Genomic DNA, 14,502 nt, shown 5'->3' with positions numbered 1-14,502 from the left:
AGCGGTTTTTGATTGGTTTTATTATGAAGGGAAACCATAATTTTTAAAATTTCATATAAAAAAACTAAAGTTCAAAAAATTGTAAATACCCTTATCTTGCAGTAAGATTTTATTCGATACAATACCAATTACTAAAATTCCAATGTCACAAAAACATTTAAAACTATCCATAGCCCTGTTTCTATGTCTATGGACACTTTCGCCACAGGCACAAACCACCTTTATTTCTAATACAGAAAACCGAACCTATACAGACCTCAACGGAAAATGGAACTACATCCTAGACCCCTACGAAACTGGCGGCATGGGAGGTCGAGCCATTTCCGACAACTACGAACCTACCGATAAAACAGGTAGAGTTGAGTATGGCTTTACTGAAGGTAGAACACTATATGTACCCGGAGGCTGGAACACCCAAAAAGCCGAATTGGAGTATTTTGAATCTTCTATTTGGTACAGAAAAACATTTGACAAACCAGACCTTTCTTCCAACAAACGCTATTTTGTCTATATAGGTGCAGCCAACCAAACGGCCACCATAACCTTCAACGGCAAAACATTGGGAAAACATGAAGGTGGTTACACTCCATTCAATTTTGAAGTCACCGACTTGATGAAAGAAAAGGACAATTTCCTAATCATTGGCGTGAACAACAAACGAGATGCTGACGACATTCCTGCCAAAGTACACGATTGGTTCAACCACGGAGGAATTACTAGAGGTGTTAAACTAATTGAGGTACCCAATGCGTTTATCAACAACTATTTTCTATCGTTGGATCGAAGCTCCCTTAATCAAAAAACGAAGCACATCAATGGGAAACTGGAACTTACCGGCACCTCTTTACCAAAAAAGGCCCGCATCCTTATTCCTGAATTAAAAATAGACCAAGAAATTGATGTGAACCCAGAAGGCGCAACCAACTTTCAAGTGAATGTTAAAAACTTGGAACTATGGTCGCCAGAGACTCCTAAATTATACAACATCACCATTAAAGCTGGTGAAGACAGTATCAATGACGAGATAGGTTTTAGAACCATTGAAACCAGAGGCAAAGAAATCCTGCTTAACGGAAAACCTGTGTTTTTAAAAGGCATTTGTTTACACGATGAAAACCCACTTAGAAAGGATCGTGCCAACTCCATTGAAGATGCCGAATTGGTTTTGGGATGGGCACAGGAACTTGGTTGTAATTTCATACGATTGGCACATTACCCACATCAAGAGAAATTGGTGAGACTAGCCGATAAATTAGGAATTTTGCTTTGGGAAGAATTGCCTTTATATTGGGGAATTCAATGGGAAAACCCCGAAGTGCTCAAAAAAGCCAAGGCTCAATATGCCGAAATGATCAACCGTGATTACAACCGCGCTAGTTCTATCATTTGGTCCATTGCCAACGAAACAGCACCTATCCCTTCAAGAAATGAATTCCTATCTGAAATGGCCGATTACATTAGAGGCATTGACCAAACCAGATTGATTTCGGCAGCCATTAAAAAAGACCAAGAATTAGACGGGCACCCGGATAGCGTTTACACCTATAACGACCCACTTATTGAAAAGTTAGACATCCTAAGCATCAACGAATATTTGGGATGGTACGGCGGATTGCCTGAGGCTTGCAGAACCAAATCCTTTACCTCTGGATTTGAAAAACCAATCATTATTAGTGAATTTGGCGGTGGTGCACTACAAGGTTTTCATGGTGACAAACGCACACGATGGAGTGAAGAATTCCAAGAAGACCTTTATAAAGAAAGTATTGCCATGTTTGACAAAATTGATGGCATGGTTGGAATGACTCCATGGATTTTAGTGGACTATATGTCGCCTTTACGACAATTACCGGGCGTTCAGGATGGTTGGAACCGCAAAGGTTTAATCTCTGAAAAAGGCATCAAAAAGAAAGCATTTTTTATTCTAAAAGATTATTACTCAAGAAAGTAAAATTGCTCTCTTAAAAACAAAAAAACCGATTGACAAGTTTTCGAAGCAATCGGTTTTTTGTTTTATACGAAGCTATATTTATTTCCGAAACTTTAATTTCGATTACATCTTATACCCCGGTTTTTTATATAATATGTCTTGATTACCCAGGATATCATTTGGGTACACCTCATCTTTCCAAGTTTGAAGTGAAAAATCTTTAATACTTACCGAATAGGATTCGTCTCCATAACCAATAACACTTTGCGCTGCTTCCATAAGCGCTTTGGTTAATTCCTGCTTTTGTTCCTCACTTTTACCTGAAAGCAATTTTACTTGAATATGTGGCATCGTTCTATTTTGAGTATTGCTCGTCCGAAACCTTTTCCATCCATGTCACTACCTCTCCATTCACTTCCTCTTGAATGGCTATATGGCTCATCGCTTTGGTTGCCGATGCTCCATGCCAATGTTTTTCGTTCGGCTCAAAATACACGATATCACCAGGGCGAATTTCCTCTATTGGCCCACCTTCTTTTTGAATCCACCCCAATCCAGATTGCACAATCAAGGTTTGTCCAGCTGGGTGTGTGTGCCATGCCGTTCTTGCCCCTGGCGCAAAGGTTACAAGCGCTGCGGCACCTTTGGTAACGTTTTCAATATTTTGATATAAGGGATCTACAATGACCTCCCCTGTAAACCAAGCATCTGGTCCTTTCATGGATGGGATATCTCCGTTTTTATAAATTTTCATGATAGGTTATTTTATTGATTCATATGATATTGTTCATCGGTCACAGCTTCCATCCAGTTTACAATTCCTTTTTCGGTATTGGGCACAATATACATTTGCTGCAACCCTTGATTTGGACTCGCTCCATGCCAATGCCTTTTGTTTGGAGGACACTTAACCACATCACCCTTCTTCATGATTTGTATAGGTTCTCCCTCTAGTTGATGATAGCCCACGCCATCTGTAATAATCAATATTTGCCCACCCGGATGTGTGTGCCAATTACTACGGGCGCCAGGCTCGAAATAGACATTCCCAACCAAGGTTGTATAGGTTGAATCCATGGCTACCAAGCCCGTGTTATAAGCATTTCCCGTAAAAAACTTGTCAGAGCCCTTTTCCCCTTTTGGGAAGATAAAATTGGTATCGCTCTCTTGCTGAACAACTTCTTTCTGTTCTTCAACTACAGCTGTCTCTGCCTGTTGCTTACAACTTTGAAATAATCCTAATGTGAAAATTATTAATACTAAAATGGTACGACTTAAATATTTCATCTTTACTAATTATCTAAATATCACTTTATTTCGACTTACTCCTCAACATATTTAACCATTAAAAATCAACCAGTTAAACCACAAAATAAGCACCACTAATTTACAGATTTCATAGCTAATCGTTTTAAACAATTCAATCCAATAGTTATGAAATTCAAACAGCAACACGCTACTATTCTTGAAGTAATTCAAAGGTTACAGGGATTTCACCTACTTGCCTAAGCTTCTCAACACCATTATTCTCAATTTTCCCAATACCGATAAGCCCAGATGAAAAACTAAAATCTTTATAAAATATGGCCACATCTCCCCAAGGCGCATAATAGGTAATATCTCCTTTCGATGGCTTGTAACCACCTGGAACACCTTCCGATGTTAGTTTTCTTTCCGGATAAAAAATCTTCTCGTTACTGGCATAATCTTTTAATTCTGTTGTTATAGGCAACATGGAAATAAAGTCTCTTGCAGTAGCATTATCGTATAGACTTGCTGTAAGTTCAGTATTTTCAAAAGTGATTTTCAGTTTCATGTGTTCTAAAGTATTTTGCTGGTTCACCCCTTCGGCTTTACCTTCTCTATCAAAAAGAAACCATCCCATAAGTCCGGATAACGCTATAATTAACAAGGCCTTCATTTTTACTAGAGTTTTAAATTGGAAAAATAGAATGTAAAAAATATGACCCTGTAAAAGGGCCATATTCAAATTCATTATTTAAGATTTTCAGTAAAGAATGTTTCTAATTTATCAAATGGAATCACATCCAATTGATCATATAAATCGGTATGTACTTTATCAGGAATAATCATTAATTCTTTTGGCTCATTTGCCGCTTTATAAGCGTCCTCACTAAAATAGCGTGAGTGTGCATTTTCGCCTGCTATAATTAATATTGGTCTTGGTGAAATCTCTTTGATGTATGTTAAAATTGGCATATTCATTAGAGATAATGGTGTTGTTACTGTCCAAGAGCTGTTTGAGTTGATTGATCTTGGGTGGAATCCGCGTTCTGTTTTATAGTAATTAAAATACCCTTGAACAAACTCTGGCTCCTGACCATTAATTTTATTTGGCAATCCTAAACCTGATAATGCCGATGTTCCGTTTTCAGCATCTACCCAACGTTGTGCACTTAGTTGCTCTAACATCCCTGTACGTTGCTCAGGCGTCATAGAATCAAAATAGCCTTTTGCCGTTACTCTAGACATATCGTACATACTGGTTGTAGCTACGGCTTTCACACGTTTATCTACTGCTGTTGCATTAAGTGCAAATCCTCCGAATCCACAAATTCCAATAATCCCTACTTTTTCTCTATTGACGTTATCCTGCAATCCAAGAAAATCAATTGCCGCACTAAAATCTTCGGTATTGATATCTGGCGAAGATACATGACGTGGTTCACCACTACTTTCTCCTGTGTAAGACGGATCGAAAGCTAAAACAATAAATCCGCGTTCTGCCATTTGGTTTGCATATAACCCTGAAGACTGTTCTTTTACCGCACCATAAGGTCCGCTAATTGCTAGTGCCGCCAATTTTCCTTCTTTATTTTTAGGTGTATATAAATCACCTGCTAATGTAATTCCGTAACGATTTTTAAAGGATACTTTTTCTCTGGTTACGTTATCGCTTAGTTTGAACGTATAATGTTCTGCTGTTGCACTCATGTTTTTTAAATTTTTATTTGACTTTGTTTGACCAAATACCACCGTACCCATTAATAATACAGCGAGTAATAATTTATGTTTCATTCTGTTTTTAGTTTTAAATTGATTTCATAATTTTTGCTGGAATCCCTGCTACCACTGTTCTGTCTGGAACATCTTTAGAAACAACTGCTCCTGCTGCAACCACCGAATGCTCACCTACAGTTACTCCCGGAAGAATAGTTGAGCCAGCTCCTATCCATGCATGTTGTTTAATATGAATGGGGTTACCTATAAGCGCATCTCGTAATTCAGATTCAATAGGATGGGTTTCAGATAATAAATTAACGCGAGGCCCTATCATAACGTTATCTTCAATGGTAATACCGCCTAAGTCTAACATTTGACAATTTTGATTGATAAAAACGTTCTTACCTAATTTTAAATTTTTACCATAATTAATACTGAATGGCGTATAAATTGTAGTTGAAGCATCTACTTCTTGTTTTGTGATACGACTTAAATGTGTTCTGATATCTTCAAGTGATTTGGAAGCGTTCAAGTCTACTAGTAAACCAATCGTTCTTTCTGATTGTTCTGCAAGTTGATAAAAGTCAGAATCGCTAAAAGACACGACTTCTCCAGATAATATTCTATCAAAAATATTTGGGGTTTTAGTATGTTCCTTTTCTGCACTCATAATATTCACTTAAAATTATGGTACAAAATTAGGTCCTAAGTCAGCCTAGGTGGTAAAGAAAATCAAACCAAAAACTAAGAAATTCAAACAGCGTCCATTCTAAAGGTCTTAGGATTGGTACCAGTCTGCTTTTTAAAGAAGTTATTAAAATAGGTAGGGTAATCGAAGCCTAAAGCATAGGCAATCTCGCTAATGTTCCAATTGGTGTGATGCAACAAAGCCTTGGCCTCTTGAGTTATGCGCTCGGAAATATGAACAGATGTAGGTTTTCCTGTCACTTCTTTCACCGCTCTATTTAATGAATTGGAATGTACAGAAAGGTTATCTGCGAAGTGTTTTGCAGTTTTTAAACCTAAGGGTTTATCCGCACTTTCTACTGGAAATTGACGCTCCAATAATTCTAAAAACACAGTAGTTAAACGCTCTGAAGCATTCATGTGTTGTTCAAAATTCTCTGATGGCTCCATCTTCAAAGCCTCATGTATAATAAGGTGAATGTAGTTTCGAATTAAATCATCTTTGTGTGCATAGTCAGATGACTGCTCTTCAATCATTTTCTCAAAAATACGATTTAAAAACTCACGCTGCTCCTTTGAAATTTTTAGAATGGGTGTTCCCCCAAATTTAAATAATGGCGATTGTAAAATACTTTCAGAACGATCGGATAATTTTAAAAATTCTTCCGAAAACAAACAGGTATACCCAACATAAGTTGTTGATAATGTTCCCCATGAATATGGCACATGTGGATTTCCGAAGAATAAAATGGTATCGTCGGCTTCGTAACTTTTATCGGAATAGTGAATGATGCTTTTCCCCGTTGTTAAACAGATTTTATAGAAATCTTTACGACTATACACCTTAGTAGCATTGCCGTCCTTTTCTATTTGAAAAATATTGAATCCTTTTAATTTAAGTTCATTATTGAACTCTGAAACCGATCTTTCTTTTAATTCTGCCATAATGCAAAGTTAAGAAATTCAAACTATAATTCTAAAATAACCTTTTGAAACAAAACTTTTCAAACTAAACTTTACTTGGCATTGATTGCATCAATAAACTAATCAACATATCGATACGCTTTTTGTATTGATCAGTTATGTTTCCTTCAACATCAAACAGTTCACTACGCTGCATAGGAATGCTCAATGGTGCAGTCCAAGCTCTCAAAGCCTTTGCCACCGAATCCATGGCATTTATTCCTTGCATAGCCTGCACCCCATCGGCCCAGCACATTAAACCAACTAGTTTCCCTGTAAGATAAGGTTTAGGCAAATTGGCACTGTACTGCAACCAATCCAGACAGTTCTTCATTACCCCTGTCATACTGCCATGGTAAAGTGGTGTTAACCATATATGCACATCGGCTTCGCGAAAAATATGATTCATCAATTCTACCGACTTAGGGGTGTTTTGTAAGGAAACATCAAAAAGCGGAATCCCTGAATCCGCTATTTTAAACACATTGGCCTCTACGCCCTTTTCTTGAAGACACTCTTGCAAAAAACGTGTTAAGCGCTCGGATGTAGCATTCTCACTGCGTTCCATAGCCCCATTAAAGATCAATACTTTCATTTCAATTCTTATTTTTTAAAAATTACTTTAGGCAATCCAGCCTCACCGTACATTAAGGTTTTTACCAGAGGCTTCAATTTACTGGTTATGGCAATGTACAGCTCCGGTGGCACCTGCTGACTTTGTCTTACCACCACTTTTTGATTACTAAGATGTTTGAAATCTGTAAATAACACATTATGCTTCCAAAGGTTAACATCCAATTGTTCTGAAGTTGTAAAATCAATCTGCGAAGCAACATCACTCAACTTATCAGCTACCACCATATAAGCCCACATGGGCACAATGGCCTCACTAGTGCAACCAATAGCTACCGGTTTACCTCTATAGATGTCCCAATTCACTTCAGATAAAAATGCTTTGAACTCCTTTTCTTTTAAAAGCAGTTCCATATACAAGCCCTCCTTAATATCAAAAAACAAACTGTTTTCTAGAGGTCTGTAAGCTTCCAAGTCCACAGTTACAATACCATTGTCCTGAACTTTATTAATAAATACTTCTTCTGACATAATAAAAAAAGGGCAAGGCAACTAATAAGCACCTTGCCCGCAGCAATAGATTTCAGACATTACAAAGTTGCTGCAAGTACTTCTTCATATTTTTTCTCAACAGCAGCCCAATCCAATACAGACCAAAATGCCTCCAAATAATCAGCTCTCTTATTTTGGTATTTTAAATAGTAGGCATGCTCCCAAACATCAACACCTAAAATAGGAAACCCTTGATCTGTTACATTGGTATCCATTAATGGATTATCTTGATTAGCGGTACCCGAAACAGCAAGTGTCCCGTTATACTTCACGTACAACCAAGCCCATCCAGAACCAAACTGCTTCAGCCCTGCTTGACTTATTTGCTCTTTCAATCCGTCTAAACTTCCAAAAGTTGCATTGATATCTTCAGCCAATTTACCCTCTGGTGCCGTTTTTGGAGATGGCGATAGGATACTCCAAAATAACGAGTGGTTATAGTGCCCTCCTCCATTATTTCTAACTGCCGTACTGTGCTTGCTTACATTACGTAGAAGACCTATTAAAGTTTCACCTTCCAAACCGCCATCGGCCACAGCTTGATTAAGATTGTTTACATAACCTTGGTGGTGGCGTTGATGGTGAATAGTCATTGTTTCTTTATCAAAATAGCTATCCAATGCATCGTAAGCATAAGCTAACTCTGGTAATACAAAACTCATCGTTCTAATTTTTTAAGATTAATAATGGTACAAAAGTAAATAGGGCACAATAATAAAACAAGCAAAAACTTGCTTTATTATTGTTAAATATTTCCAAAAGAACTATTTGATTATTATTTAATACCTTTGCAAGACAAATAAAACAATGATTTTATTGTAAAATGAAGAAAGCAGCAGACAAAATACTGATGATCCTAAAAATGCAAGGCGAAGTATCCTTAAACTCCCTAGCATCCGAATTGGGCATAACAAGAGAAGGAGCACGTTTGCATTTAGTGAAACTGATAAACAAAAATTTAGTAAAGTCTACATCGCGAAGCGAAGGCGTAGGCAGACCTGTCACTTATTACTCTTTAAGTACACAAAGTGCTTCTGAATTTCCAGATTCCCATGCACAGGTTACAGTAGAATTGTTAGAGTCTATCAAAAATCTATTAGGAAACAATGCTCTGGATTTACTCATTAACGACAGGGAGTCTAAAGTATTTGAAATGTACAGCACAGCCCTAAAAAACAGCAAGACCATAGAAGATCGTCTAGACAAATTAAGCAAAATACGTTCCAAGGAAGGCTATTTGGCCGAATGGAAAAAAGAAGACAACGACTATTTTTTAATTGAAAACCACTGCCCTATTTGTGCCGCAGCCACCCAATGCCAAGGATTCTGCAGAAGCGAACTAAACAATTTCCAACAGCTTTTTGGCGATGAATTTATTGTAGAGCGCATGGAGCATATTGTGTCTGGTGGACAACGGTGCACTTATAAAATAAGTGCAAAGGATTAAATACAATTGCTGTAAAACAAAGAAGTTACTTCCGTTTACTGAAAACAACTTCTTTTTGTTTAAATCCTTATCTGCTCACTTTGGAAGGGAATTCATTTGATGTAACTAGGCTTTAGGGATAGGCCTTCCAACTCATAAGCAGCATCCACTCCATATTTACATTCTTCAAATCATGAATAGGTTGGCAGAAGGCTTGAATATCTGATTTTGGATCCTTGGGGCTTCCACTATAAAATTCAACACATGTGTGGCTCCATCTGAATTGTCTCTGGCTGATGTTGTAGATTTTTACTTATAAAACTTGAAACTAATAATTCAAATATAACCTCTCTTTTTTTAAATAAATTTGAATTATTAAATTAATTAGCTCTCTATATCGATTGTATTTTCTAAATTGCCATTATTATTAATCACGTGAACACAATTCCGCACAGGAAGCTGAACACGATTTTGAGCACCACTATTCATAATCAACTGAAAATCAACGCTAGATTTTTTAAGTTGAAGAATTCATAACCCAGAGGTCCCGAGTTCAAATCTCGGTCTCGCTACAACAAGCAATCATTTGCAAACGAGCGGTTTAGGCTTTACTAAACCGCTTTTTTTATGTTTACATCTGAACAGATTATTGCTTTTGCATACGAAAGTGAATACGAAACTGCATACGATTTGTCCAAAAAAAGAATTTTTCCAACCCAAAAATCTACACCGCAAAGGGCGATATTTCCAAACGTTGGTACGTGTATTTTTCATTTCGAGACCCGAAATCTGGAAAGCTAAAACGGATTACCCCCTTTTATGGTGAGACCAATAAATATAAAACCAAAGAAGAGCGCCTCGAAGTACTGACCATTTACAGAAAGACCATCCTGAAACTTCTTAAGAAGGGCTACAACCCGTTTGCTGACAATACAGAACTCTACCAAAAACTGAACGGCAAAAAGGAAGAGGAAAATACCGTTGTTCCAAAGACCGAACTGGACAACACTCCCAAAGAGGAGAAAATATCAATTGAAACAAAGTCTCCTGAGGCTGAAATCCCCCAAACATCCCTTAGGGAAGCCTTTGACTTTTCCCTGAACATCAAAAGGAAATTGCTCAGCAAAACAACCGTAAAGGGATACGAAGGCAGGGTCGATACGTTTCTGAAGTGGGTCGAAAACAATGCTCCAGAGGTCAAGAACATTGAACAGTTGAACAAAAAAGTGGTCTCTGCATTTCTAAACGACATGCTCACAAATACCAGTGCAAGGAACAGGAACAATTACCGAACGGATTTGAGCAGTCTTGTGCAGGTCTTGGAGGACAATGACATCATAGAATCGAACTTCATAAAGAAAATCCCTGTTCTAAAGTCCACACCCGAGAGGAACAAGACCTATTCCAACGAAACCCAAGAGGCCATATTTGAATATCTACAAGAGAAAGACCCCATACTCCTATTATATATAAAGTTTATCTCCTATAACTTTTTGAGACCGATCGAAGTCTGTAGGCTAAAGGTCAAAGACATCAATATAAACAATAGGACCATTCAATTTAAGGCAAAGAACAGTCCATTGAAGACCAAGATAATCCCTGAGATTCTATGGAACGAACTGCCAGACCTCTCAAAAATGGACGGCGAATCCGTACTGTTCACTCCCGATAAATTGGGAGGGGACTGGGACACGGCACTGATCAATAAAAGAGACTATTTCTCAAAGCGGTTCAAAAAAGTGGTAAAGGACCATTTCAATTTGGGAGCCGATTACGGGCTCTACAGTTTCAGGCATACCTATATCACCAAACTCTACAGGGCTTTGGTAAAAGAATCGTCTCCTTTTGAAGCCAAAAGCAAGCTCATGCTCATTACTGGACATTCCTCCATGGCCGCTCTGGAAAAATATTTGAGGGATATCGATGCCGAACTGCCCGAAGATTATTCTGAAATGCTAAAACAAGCCAATGGATAGAACACCCCTACACGATTTCTATTTGGATCTCCTTAAAAATCTATGGATAGATTTTCTGTTCTTCATTCCGAACGATTCAATTTTGGCGGAGGAACTTATGAAAATTGAAGCCCTAAATGAAAAGGACTTCTTAAACAAAGCCATGCTGTTCGACAACTATGCGGGTCCAATTGAACTGGACAGCAAACGGGACAGTGGCAAAATGATGTTGAAAGCAGGGACACTGGAAAAAAACTTTTTCCAACTGCTACACAAAAAAGGTGAATCGGAAACACTTGAATTTGACTATGTGGCAAAAAATATCTGGAACAGTTGGAGGCCATCTGTTATGTCACTAGTTGGCTCAATGACAACATGGCCCAGTACCTCGATAATTTGAATGAAGCCACTCCCCTTTTCAGGCTACAGCATACAAATTACACCGAACATAGAAATCTCTTTGTCCAACACTTCTGCAAACCGAATTTCCAGGCCCAAAATGTCAAGCCGAATATAAAATCCATCATTGGGGATTCTTTTGATGAGCTCCAAAAATTAAACGATAACGGTTTTAGTTTTGAAGGAGTCCACAATCAAACCCCAAAAGAACCTTTGACCGATACCCCTCAAAAAATAAAGGCAAAAACAATTACTGACAAGCCCGTTAAAAAACAGCCGCTTATCAGCAATGAGGAAGCCGAAAGAAGTATTTTAAAAGGTATTTTTAGGTTGGATCTGTAAACTTTCTTACATTTATGCGTAAATCAAACGTTTAATTTACGCATAAATGAAGGAAACCGAAATTTGCCACTATTGTGGCGATGACTACATACCCAAAAGAAAAGGCCAACAAAAATTCTGTAGCAATTCCTGTAGAAGCCGTAATTGGCAACAGAAACAGGGAGTCCCTAATTTAACTCCTGAATTTTCCTGAAATAGGTTGACTAAAAATTGAACAAACAATTACAGTCACTTATGAAACACGAAAAACAACACTGGCGAAAAAAAAGCTACCAAAAAGTCAATCTAGAGACCAAACTTCTGGTCGTTGACCAAATCCTTAGCGGACAGCTATCCAACAACCAAGCTTCCAAAAAATACGAGGTTCCCAGAACCACCATAGCCTATTGGTTAAGAAAATACAGTACCTTAGTGCAACGAAACACAGGTATGAGCAAAAACGACGAAATTAAAAAGCTGAAAGAGCGTATTGAAGAACTGGAGTTCCAAAAGGACTTCCAACAGGACATTATCGCTGATATGGAACTTATTACAGGCGTCGATATGTCAAAAAAGTCATTGCCCAAAACATTGGCAAAAGAGATAGAGCAAAAGAAAAAAGACCGTTTAAAAGAAAATGGCTCTATGGATGTTTTGGGATATCTAAGCAAGCCTTCTACAAAAGACTCAAAACACAACAAAAACAAGAAATAGACCAACTAAAACTAATTTCCTTAGTTAAGGGTTACCGTAAAAAAGTAGGCTCTAAAACTGGTGGAATCAAGCTCTACAGTGAGCTGAAACAAGATTTTATAGATGCCAATATTAAGATTGGCAGAGATAAATTCTATAGGTTTCTAAGGCTTAACAGATTACTAATACCTAAAGCCAAAAATTACATCACCACAACAAACTCCAACCACATGTTCAAAAAATATAAAAACCTTGTTAAGGACCACGTCCCCACCCCACCAGAACAGCTTTGGGTAAGCGACATAACATACATTAAAACCGAAAACGGACACAACTACCTAGCATTGGTAACCGATGCCTATTCCAAGCAAATTATGGGGTATAAACTCGACAGCCATATGAGAACATCTCTTTGCAAAGATGCACTCGCCATGGCCATTAAAAACAGAAAATATCGCAACCAAAAGCTCATCCATCATTCTGACAGAGGGTTCCAGTACTGCAATCCCAAATACTCGCAGTTTGCTGAACAAAACGGCATTACCATGAGCATGACAGAGCAATACGATCCTTATGAAAACGCCGTTGCAGAACGTATTAACAGAACCCTAAAACATGAATATGGGCTGAAACAAACCATTAAAAACACGGAACTAGACCAAAAAATGACACAGCAAGCGGTCTATATTTACAACAACCTAAGAGCTCATTTTAGCCTGGATCTGAGAAAACCAGCCGAAGTACATCTCAATCCAAACATCAACTACAAATCGTATCGAAAAAATAATGTAATTTTAAATCCTCTAACGATTTGAAAACATCGTTTTGAACAACCGAAAATCAACCGAAAAAAGGTCAACCTATTTCAGTATAATACATATCACGAAAACGAGATTAATTTCTTCGGATAACGTGCAAATTTTGAGGGATTTTATAAATTAAAAATTTGACGTTAGTCAGAATTAAAACTAAACTACTCTGCACTTAAAGTGCAGAGGTTTATTATAACGGGGGACTGAAAGTCCCCTTGTTCATTCCAATATAAAATTGGAAGTATTGGGATCCCCTAGTTTGCGATGATGTTCCAAATACTCATCAACCATTTCATCTGTTATATTTCCTGTGCTCCAAGCTCCATAGCCACTTGCCAAAAAATGCAGCCCCCAATAACGTTCTTTTAATCGTGGAAACTCCTGTTGAAGCTTTTGCGAACTCCTCCCTTTCAACATCTTTACCAAATAGCTGATACTATGCTTGGGGGAATACGACAAATGCATGTGCACATGATCCTTGCTGATTACTCCTTTTAATATCTCCACCTCCTCCGCTTCACAAATTTGCTTCAATACATCTCTACAACGTTCTTGAACTTCACCTGTTAACACATGATATCTATATTTTGTAACCCATACAACATGACATGACAAATTACTTACCGTATGAGATCCTTTTCTTATATTCCTACTCATACTTCTAAGATATAGATTTTTTATATTACTGAAAGTTCTGCACTAAAAGTGCAGGGTTTTGAACCCTAAATTGAGACCAATAAATGAAGAAAATACTAATTTTCACTTTTGGAATAGTTCTAATCAGTTGTGCGAATTCACAAAAAAAAGAGGATATTGCTATTAAAAGTGATGAAAATATAGAAATTCCTTGCCCACTAACTTGGCAAGAATACAAACCAACAGAAGATGAATTAGAATTTGAAGTAAATAATGGAATAATAACAAAGAAACCAAATGATTCTACAATTCAACAAATAAGATTTGGACGGGTTTGGTTCGAAATGATTAATCCAATTGAACTTGATGGAGGAGCTGAAAAATGTTACTTAAAAAATTATAGAACTGATGGCTCTTTAGAGTCTGAGGGACATGGGATTTATTATGAGCATCCTGTGGCAGATTATTCAATGGATGGAATTTGGAAGTTTTATAGTTGTGATGGAAATCTGAAAGAAGAAGTGAAATTCAAAAACGGACAAAAATTAAAAAACTAAACACAACACCGTGTATAATTCATTGCTTCCGATT

At 37.5% G+C, this 14,502-nt stretch carries 19 protein-coding genes; 8 read left to right on the top strand and 11 right to left on the bottom strand.

Annotation, left to right across the window (positions count from 1 at the left end; genetic code table 11):
• The first annotated feature begins 142 nt into the window (after positions 1–142).
• The gene (locus AC6I5C_RS17435; protein WP_497906279.1) at positions 143–1,951 is read left to right on the top strand and encodes a glycoside hydrolase family 2 protein; all 1,809 of its coding nucleotides are present in this window, start codon (positions 143–145) and stop codon (positions 1,949–1,951) included.
• A gap of 102 nt (positions 1,952–2,053) precedes the next feature.
• On the opposite strand, the gene AC6I5C_RS17430 is transcribed toward AC6I5C_RS17435, so the two are convergent.
• The 10 genes from AC6I5C_RS17430 to AC6I5C_RS17385 all read right to left on the bottom strand — a co-directional run bounded on the left by AC6I5C_RS17430 (position 2,054) and on the right by AC6I5C_RS17385 (position 8,331).
• Positions 2,054–2,281, bottom strand: a complete 228-nt coding sequence (locus AC6I5C_RS17430) for a tautomerase family protein (RefSeq protein ID WP_497906278.1) — start codon at positions 2,279–2,281, stop codon at positions 2,054–2,056.
• Between the two features lie 4 nt (positions 2,282–2,285).
• Complete coding sequence (locus AC6I5C_RS17425) at positions 2,286–2,684, bottom strand: (R)-mandelonitrile lyase (RefSeq protein WP_497906277.1); 399 nt, start codon at positions 2,682–2,684, stop codon at positions 2,286–2,288.
• A gap of 11 nt (positions 2,685–2,695) precedes the next feature.
• Complete coding sequence (locus tag AC6I5C_RS17420; RefSeq protein WP_497906276.1) at positions 2,696–3,217, bottom strand: cupin domain-containing protein; 522 nt, start codon at positions 3,215–3,217, stop codon at positions 2,696–2,698.
• A 172-nt stretch (positions 3,218–3,389) separates the two neighbouring features.
• Positions 3,390–3,851: a cyclophilin-like fold protein gene (locus AC6I5C_RS17415; RefSeq protein WP_497906275.1), complete on the bottom strand. Its 462-nt coding sequence runs from the start codon at positions 3,849–3,851 to the stop codon at positions 3,390–3,392.
• A gap of 74 nt (positions 3,852–3,925) precedes the next feature.
• The gene (locus tag AC6I5C_RS17410) at positions 3,926–4,885 is read right to left on the bottom strand and encodes an alpha/beta hydrolase (protein ID WP_497906281.1); all 960 of its coding nucleotides are present in this window, start codon (positions 4,883–4,885) and stop codon (positions 3,926–3,928) included.
• Positions 4,886–4,982: 97 nt separating this feature from the next.
• Positions 4,983–5,564 (bottom strand): sugar O-acetyltransferase, encoded by a 582-nt coding sequence (locus tag AC6I5C_RS17405; RefSeq protein WP_497906274.1) that lies wholly within the window; start codon positions 5,562–5,564, stop codon positions 4,983–4,985.
• A gap of 83 nt (positions 5,565–5,647) precedes the next feature.
• Positions 5,648–6,526: a helix-turn-helix domain-containing protein gene (locus AC6I5C_RS17400; protein WP_497906273.1), complete on the bottom strand. Its 879-nt coding sequence runs from the start codon at positions 6,524–6,526 to the stop codon at positions 5,648–5,650.
• Positions 6,527–6,590: 64 nt separating this feature from the next.
• Positions 6,591–7,139: an NADPH-dependent FMN reductase gene (locus AC6I5C_RS17395; RefSeq protein ID WP_497906272.1), complete on the bottom strand. Its 549-nt coding sequence runs from the start codon at positions 7,137–7,139 to the stop codon at positions 6,591–6,593.
• A gap of 8 nt (positions 7,140–7,147) precedes the next feature.
• Positions 7,148–7,648 (bottom strand): DUF2480 family protein, encoded by a 501-nt coding sequence (locus tag AC6I5C_RS17390; RefSeq protein WP_497906271.1) that lies wholly within the window; start codon positions 7,646–7,648, stop codon positions 7,148–7,150.
• A 59-nt stretch (positions 7,649–7,707) separates the two neighbouring features.
• Positions 7,708–8,331, bottom strand: a complete 624-nt coding sequence (locus AC6I5C_RS17385) for a superoxide dismutase (protein WP_497906270.1) — start codon at positions 8,329–8,331, stop codon at positions 7,708–7,710.
• 161 nt (positions 8,332–8,492) lie between these two features.
• Here AC6I5C_RS17385 and AC6I5C_RS17380 point away from each other — a divergent pair, with 161 nt between their 5' ends.
• The 6 genes from AC6I5C_RS17380 to AC6I5C_RS17355 all read left to right on the top strand — a co-directional run bounded on the left by AC6I5C_RS17380 (position 8,493) and on the right by AC6I5C_RS17355 (position 13,278).
• Positions 8,493–9,116 carry a helix-turn-helix transcriptional regulator gene (locus AC6I5C_RS17380; protein WP_497906269.1) on the top strand — a complete coding sequence of 208 codons (624 nt, stop codon included), beginning with the start codon at positions 8,493–8,495 and terminating at the stop codon, positions 9,114–9,116.
• Positions 9,117–9,856: 740 nt separating this feature from the next.
• Positions 9,857–11,071: a tyrosine-type recombinase/integrase gene (locus tag AC6I5C_RS17375; RefSeq protein ID WP_497906268.1), complete on the top strand. Its 1,215-nt coding sequence runs from the start codon at positions 9,857–9,859 to the stop codon at positions 11,069–11,071.
• On the top strand, positions 11,064–11,450 hold the full coding sequence (locus tag AC6I5C_RS17370; RefSeq protein ID WP_497906267.1) for a hypothetical protein: 387 nt from the start codon (positions 11,064–11,066) through the stop codon (positions 11,448–11,450). The genes AC6I5C_RS17375 and AC6I5C_RS17370 overlap by 8 nt, the downstream gene beginning before the upstream one ends.
• Positions 11,426–11,791 carry a hypothetical protein gene (locus AC6I5C_RS17365; protein WP_497906266.1) on the top strand — a complete coding sequence of 122 codons (366 nt, stop codon included), beginning with the start codon at positions 11,426–11,428 and terminating at the stop codon, positions 11,789–11,791. The genes AC6I5C_RS17370 and AC6I5C_RS17365 overlap by 25 nt, the downstream gene beginning before the upstream one ends.
• A 234-nt stretch (positions 11,792–12,025) precedes the next feature.
• Positions 12,026–12,484: a helix-turn-helix domain-containing protein gene (locus tag AC6I5C_RS17360; protein WP_497906265.1), complete on the top strand. Its 459-nt coding sequence runs from the start codon at positions 12,026–12,028 to the stop codon at positions 12,482–12,484.
• Positions 12,430–13,278 carry an IS3 family transposase gene (locus tag AC6I5C_RS17355; RefSeq protein WP_497906280.1) on the top strand — a complete coding sequence of 283 codons (849 nt, stop codon included), beginning with the start codon at positions 12,430–12,432 and terminating at the stop codon, positions 13,276–13,278. The genes AC6I5C_RS17360 and AC6I5C_RS17355 overlap by 55 nt, the downstream gene beginning before the upstream one ends.
• A 216-nt stretch (positions 13,279–13,494) precedes the next feature.
• Here the strand turns inward: AC6I5C_RS17355 and tnpA are convergent, their stop codons facing one another.
• Positions 13,495–13,932 carry an IS200/IS605 family transposase gene (tnpA, locus tag AC6I5C_RS17350; protein WP_497906264.1) on the bottom strand — a complete coding sequence of 146 codons (438 nt, stop codon included), beginning with the start codon at positions 13,930–13,932 and terminating at the stop codon, positions 13,495–13,497.
• Between the two features lie 83 nt (positions 13,933–14,015).
• Here tnpA and AC6I5C_RS17345 point away from each other — a divergent pair, with 83 nt between their 5' ends.
• Positions 14,016–14,468, top strand: a complete 453-nt coding sequence (locus AC6I5C_RS17345) for a hypothetical protein (protein ID WP_497906263.1) — start codon at positions 14,016–14,018, stop codon at positions 14,466–14,468.
• Positions 14,469–14,502: the final 34 nt, after the last annotated feature.

The sequence above is a fragment of the Mangrovimonas sp. sgz306409 genome (genome assembly GCF_059735265.1).
The sequence above is the reverse complement of the archived record's forward strand: the minus strand, read 5'-3'. Positions and strand labels throughout refer to the sequence as shown.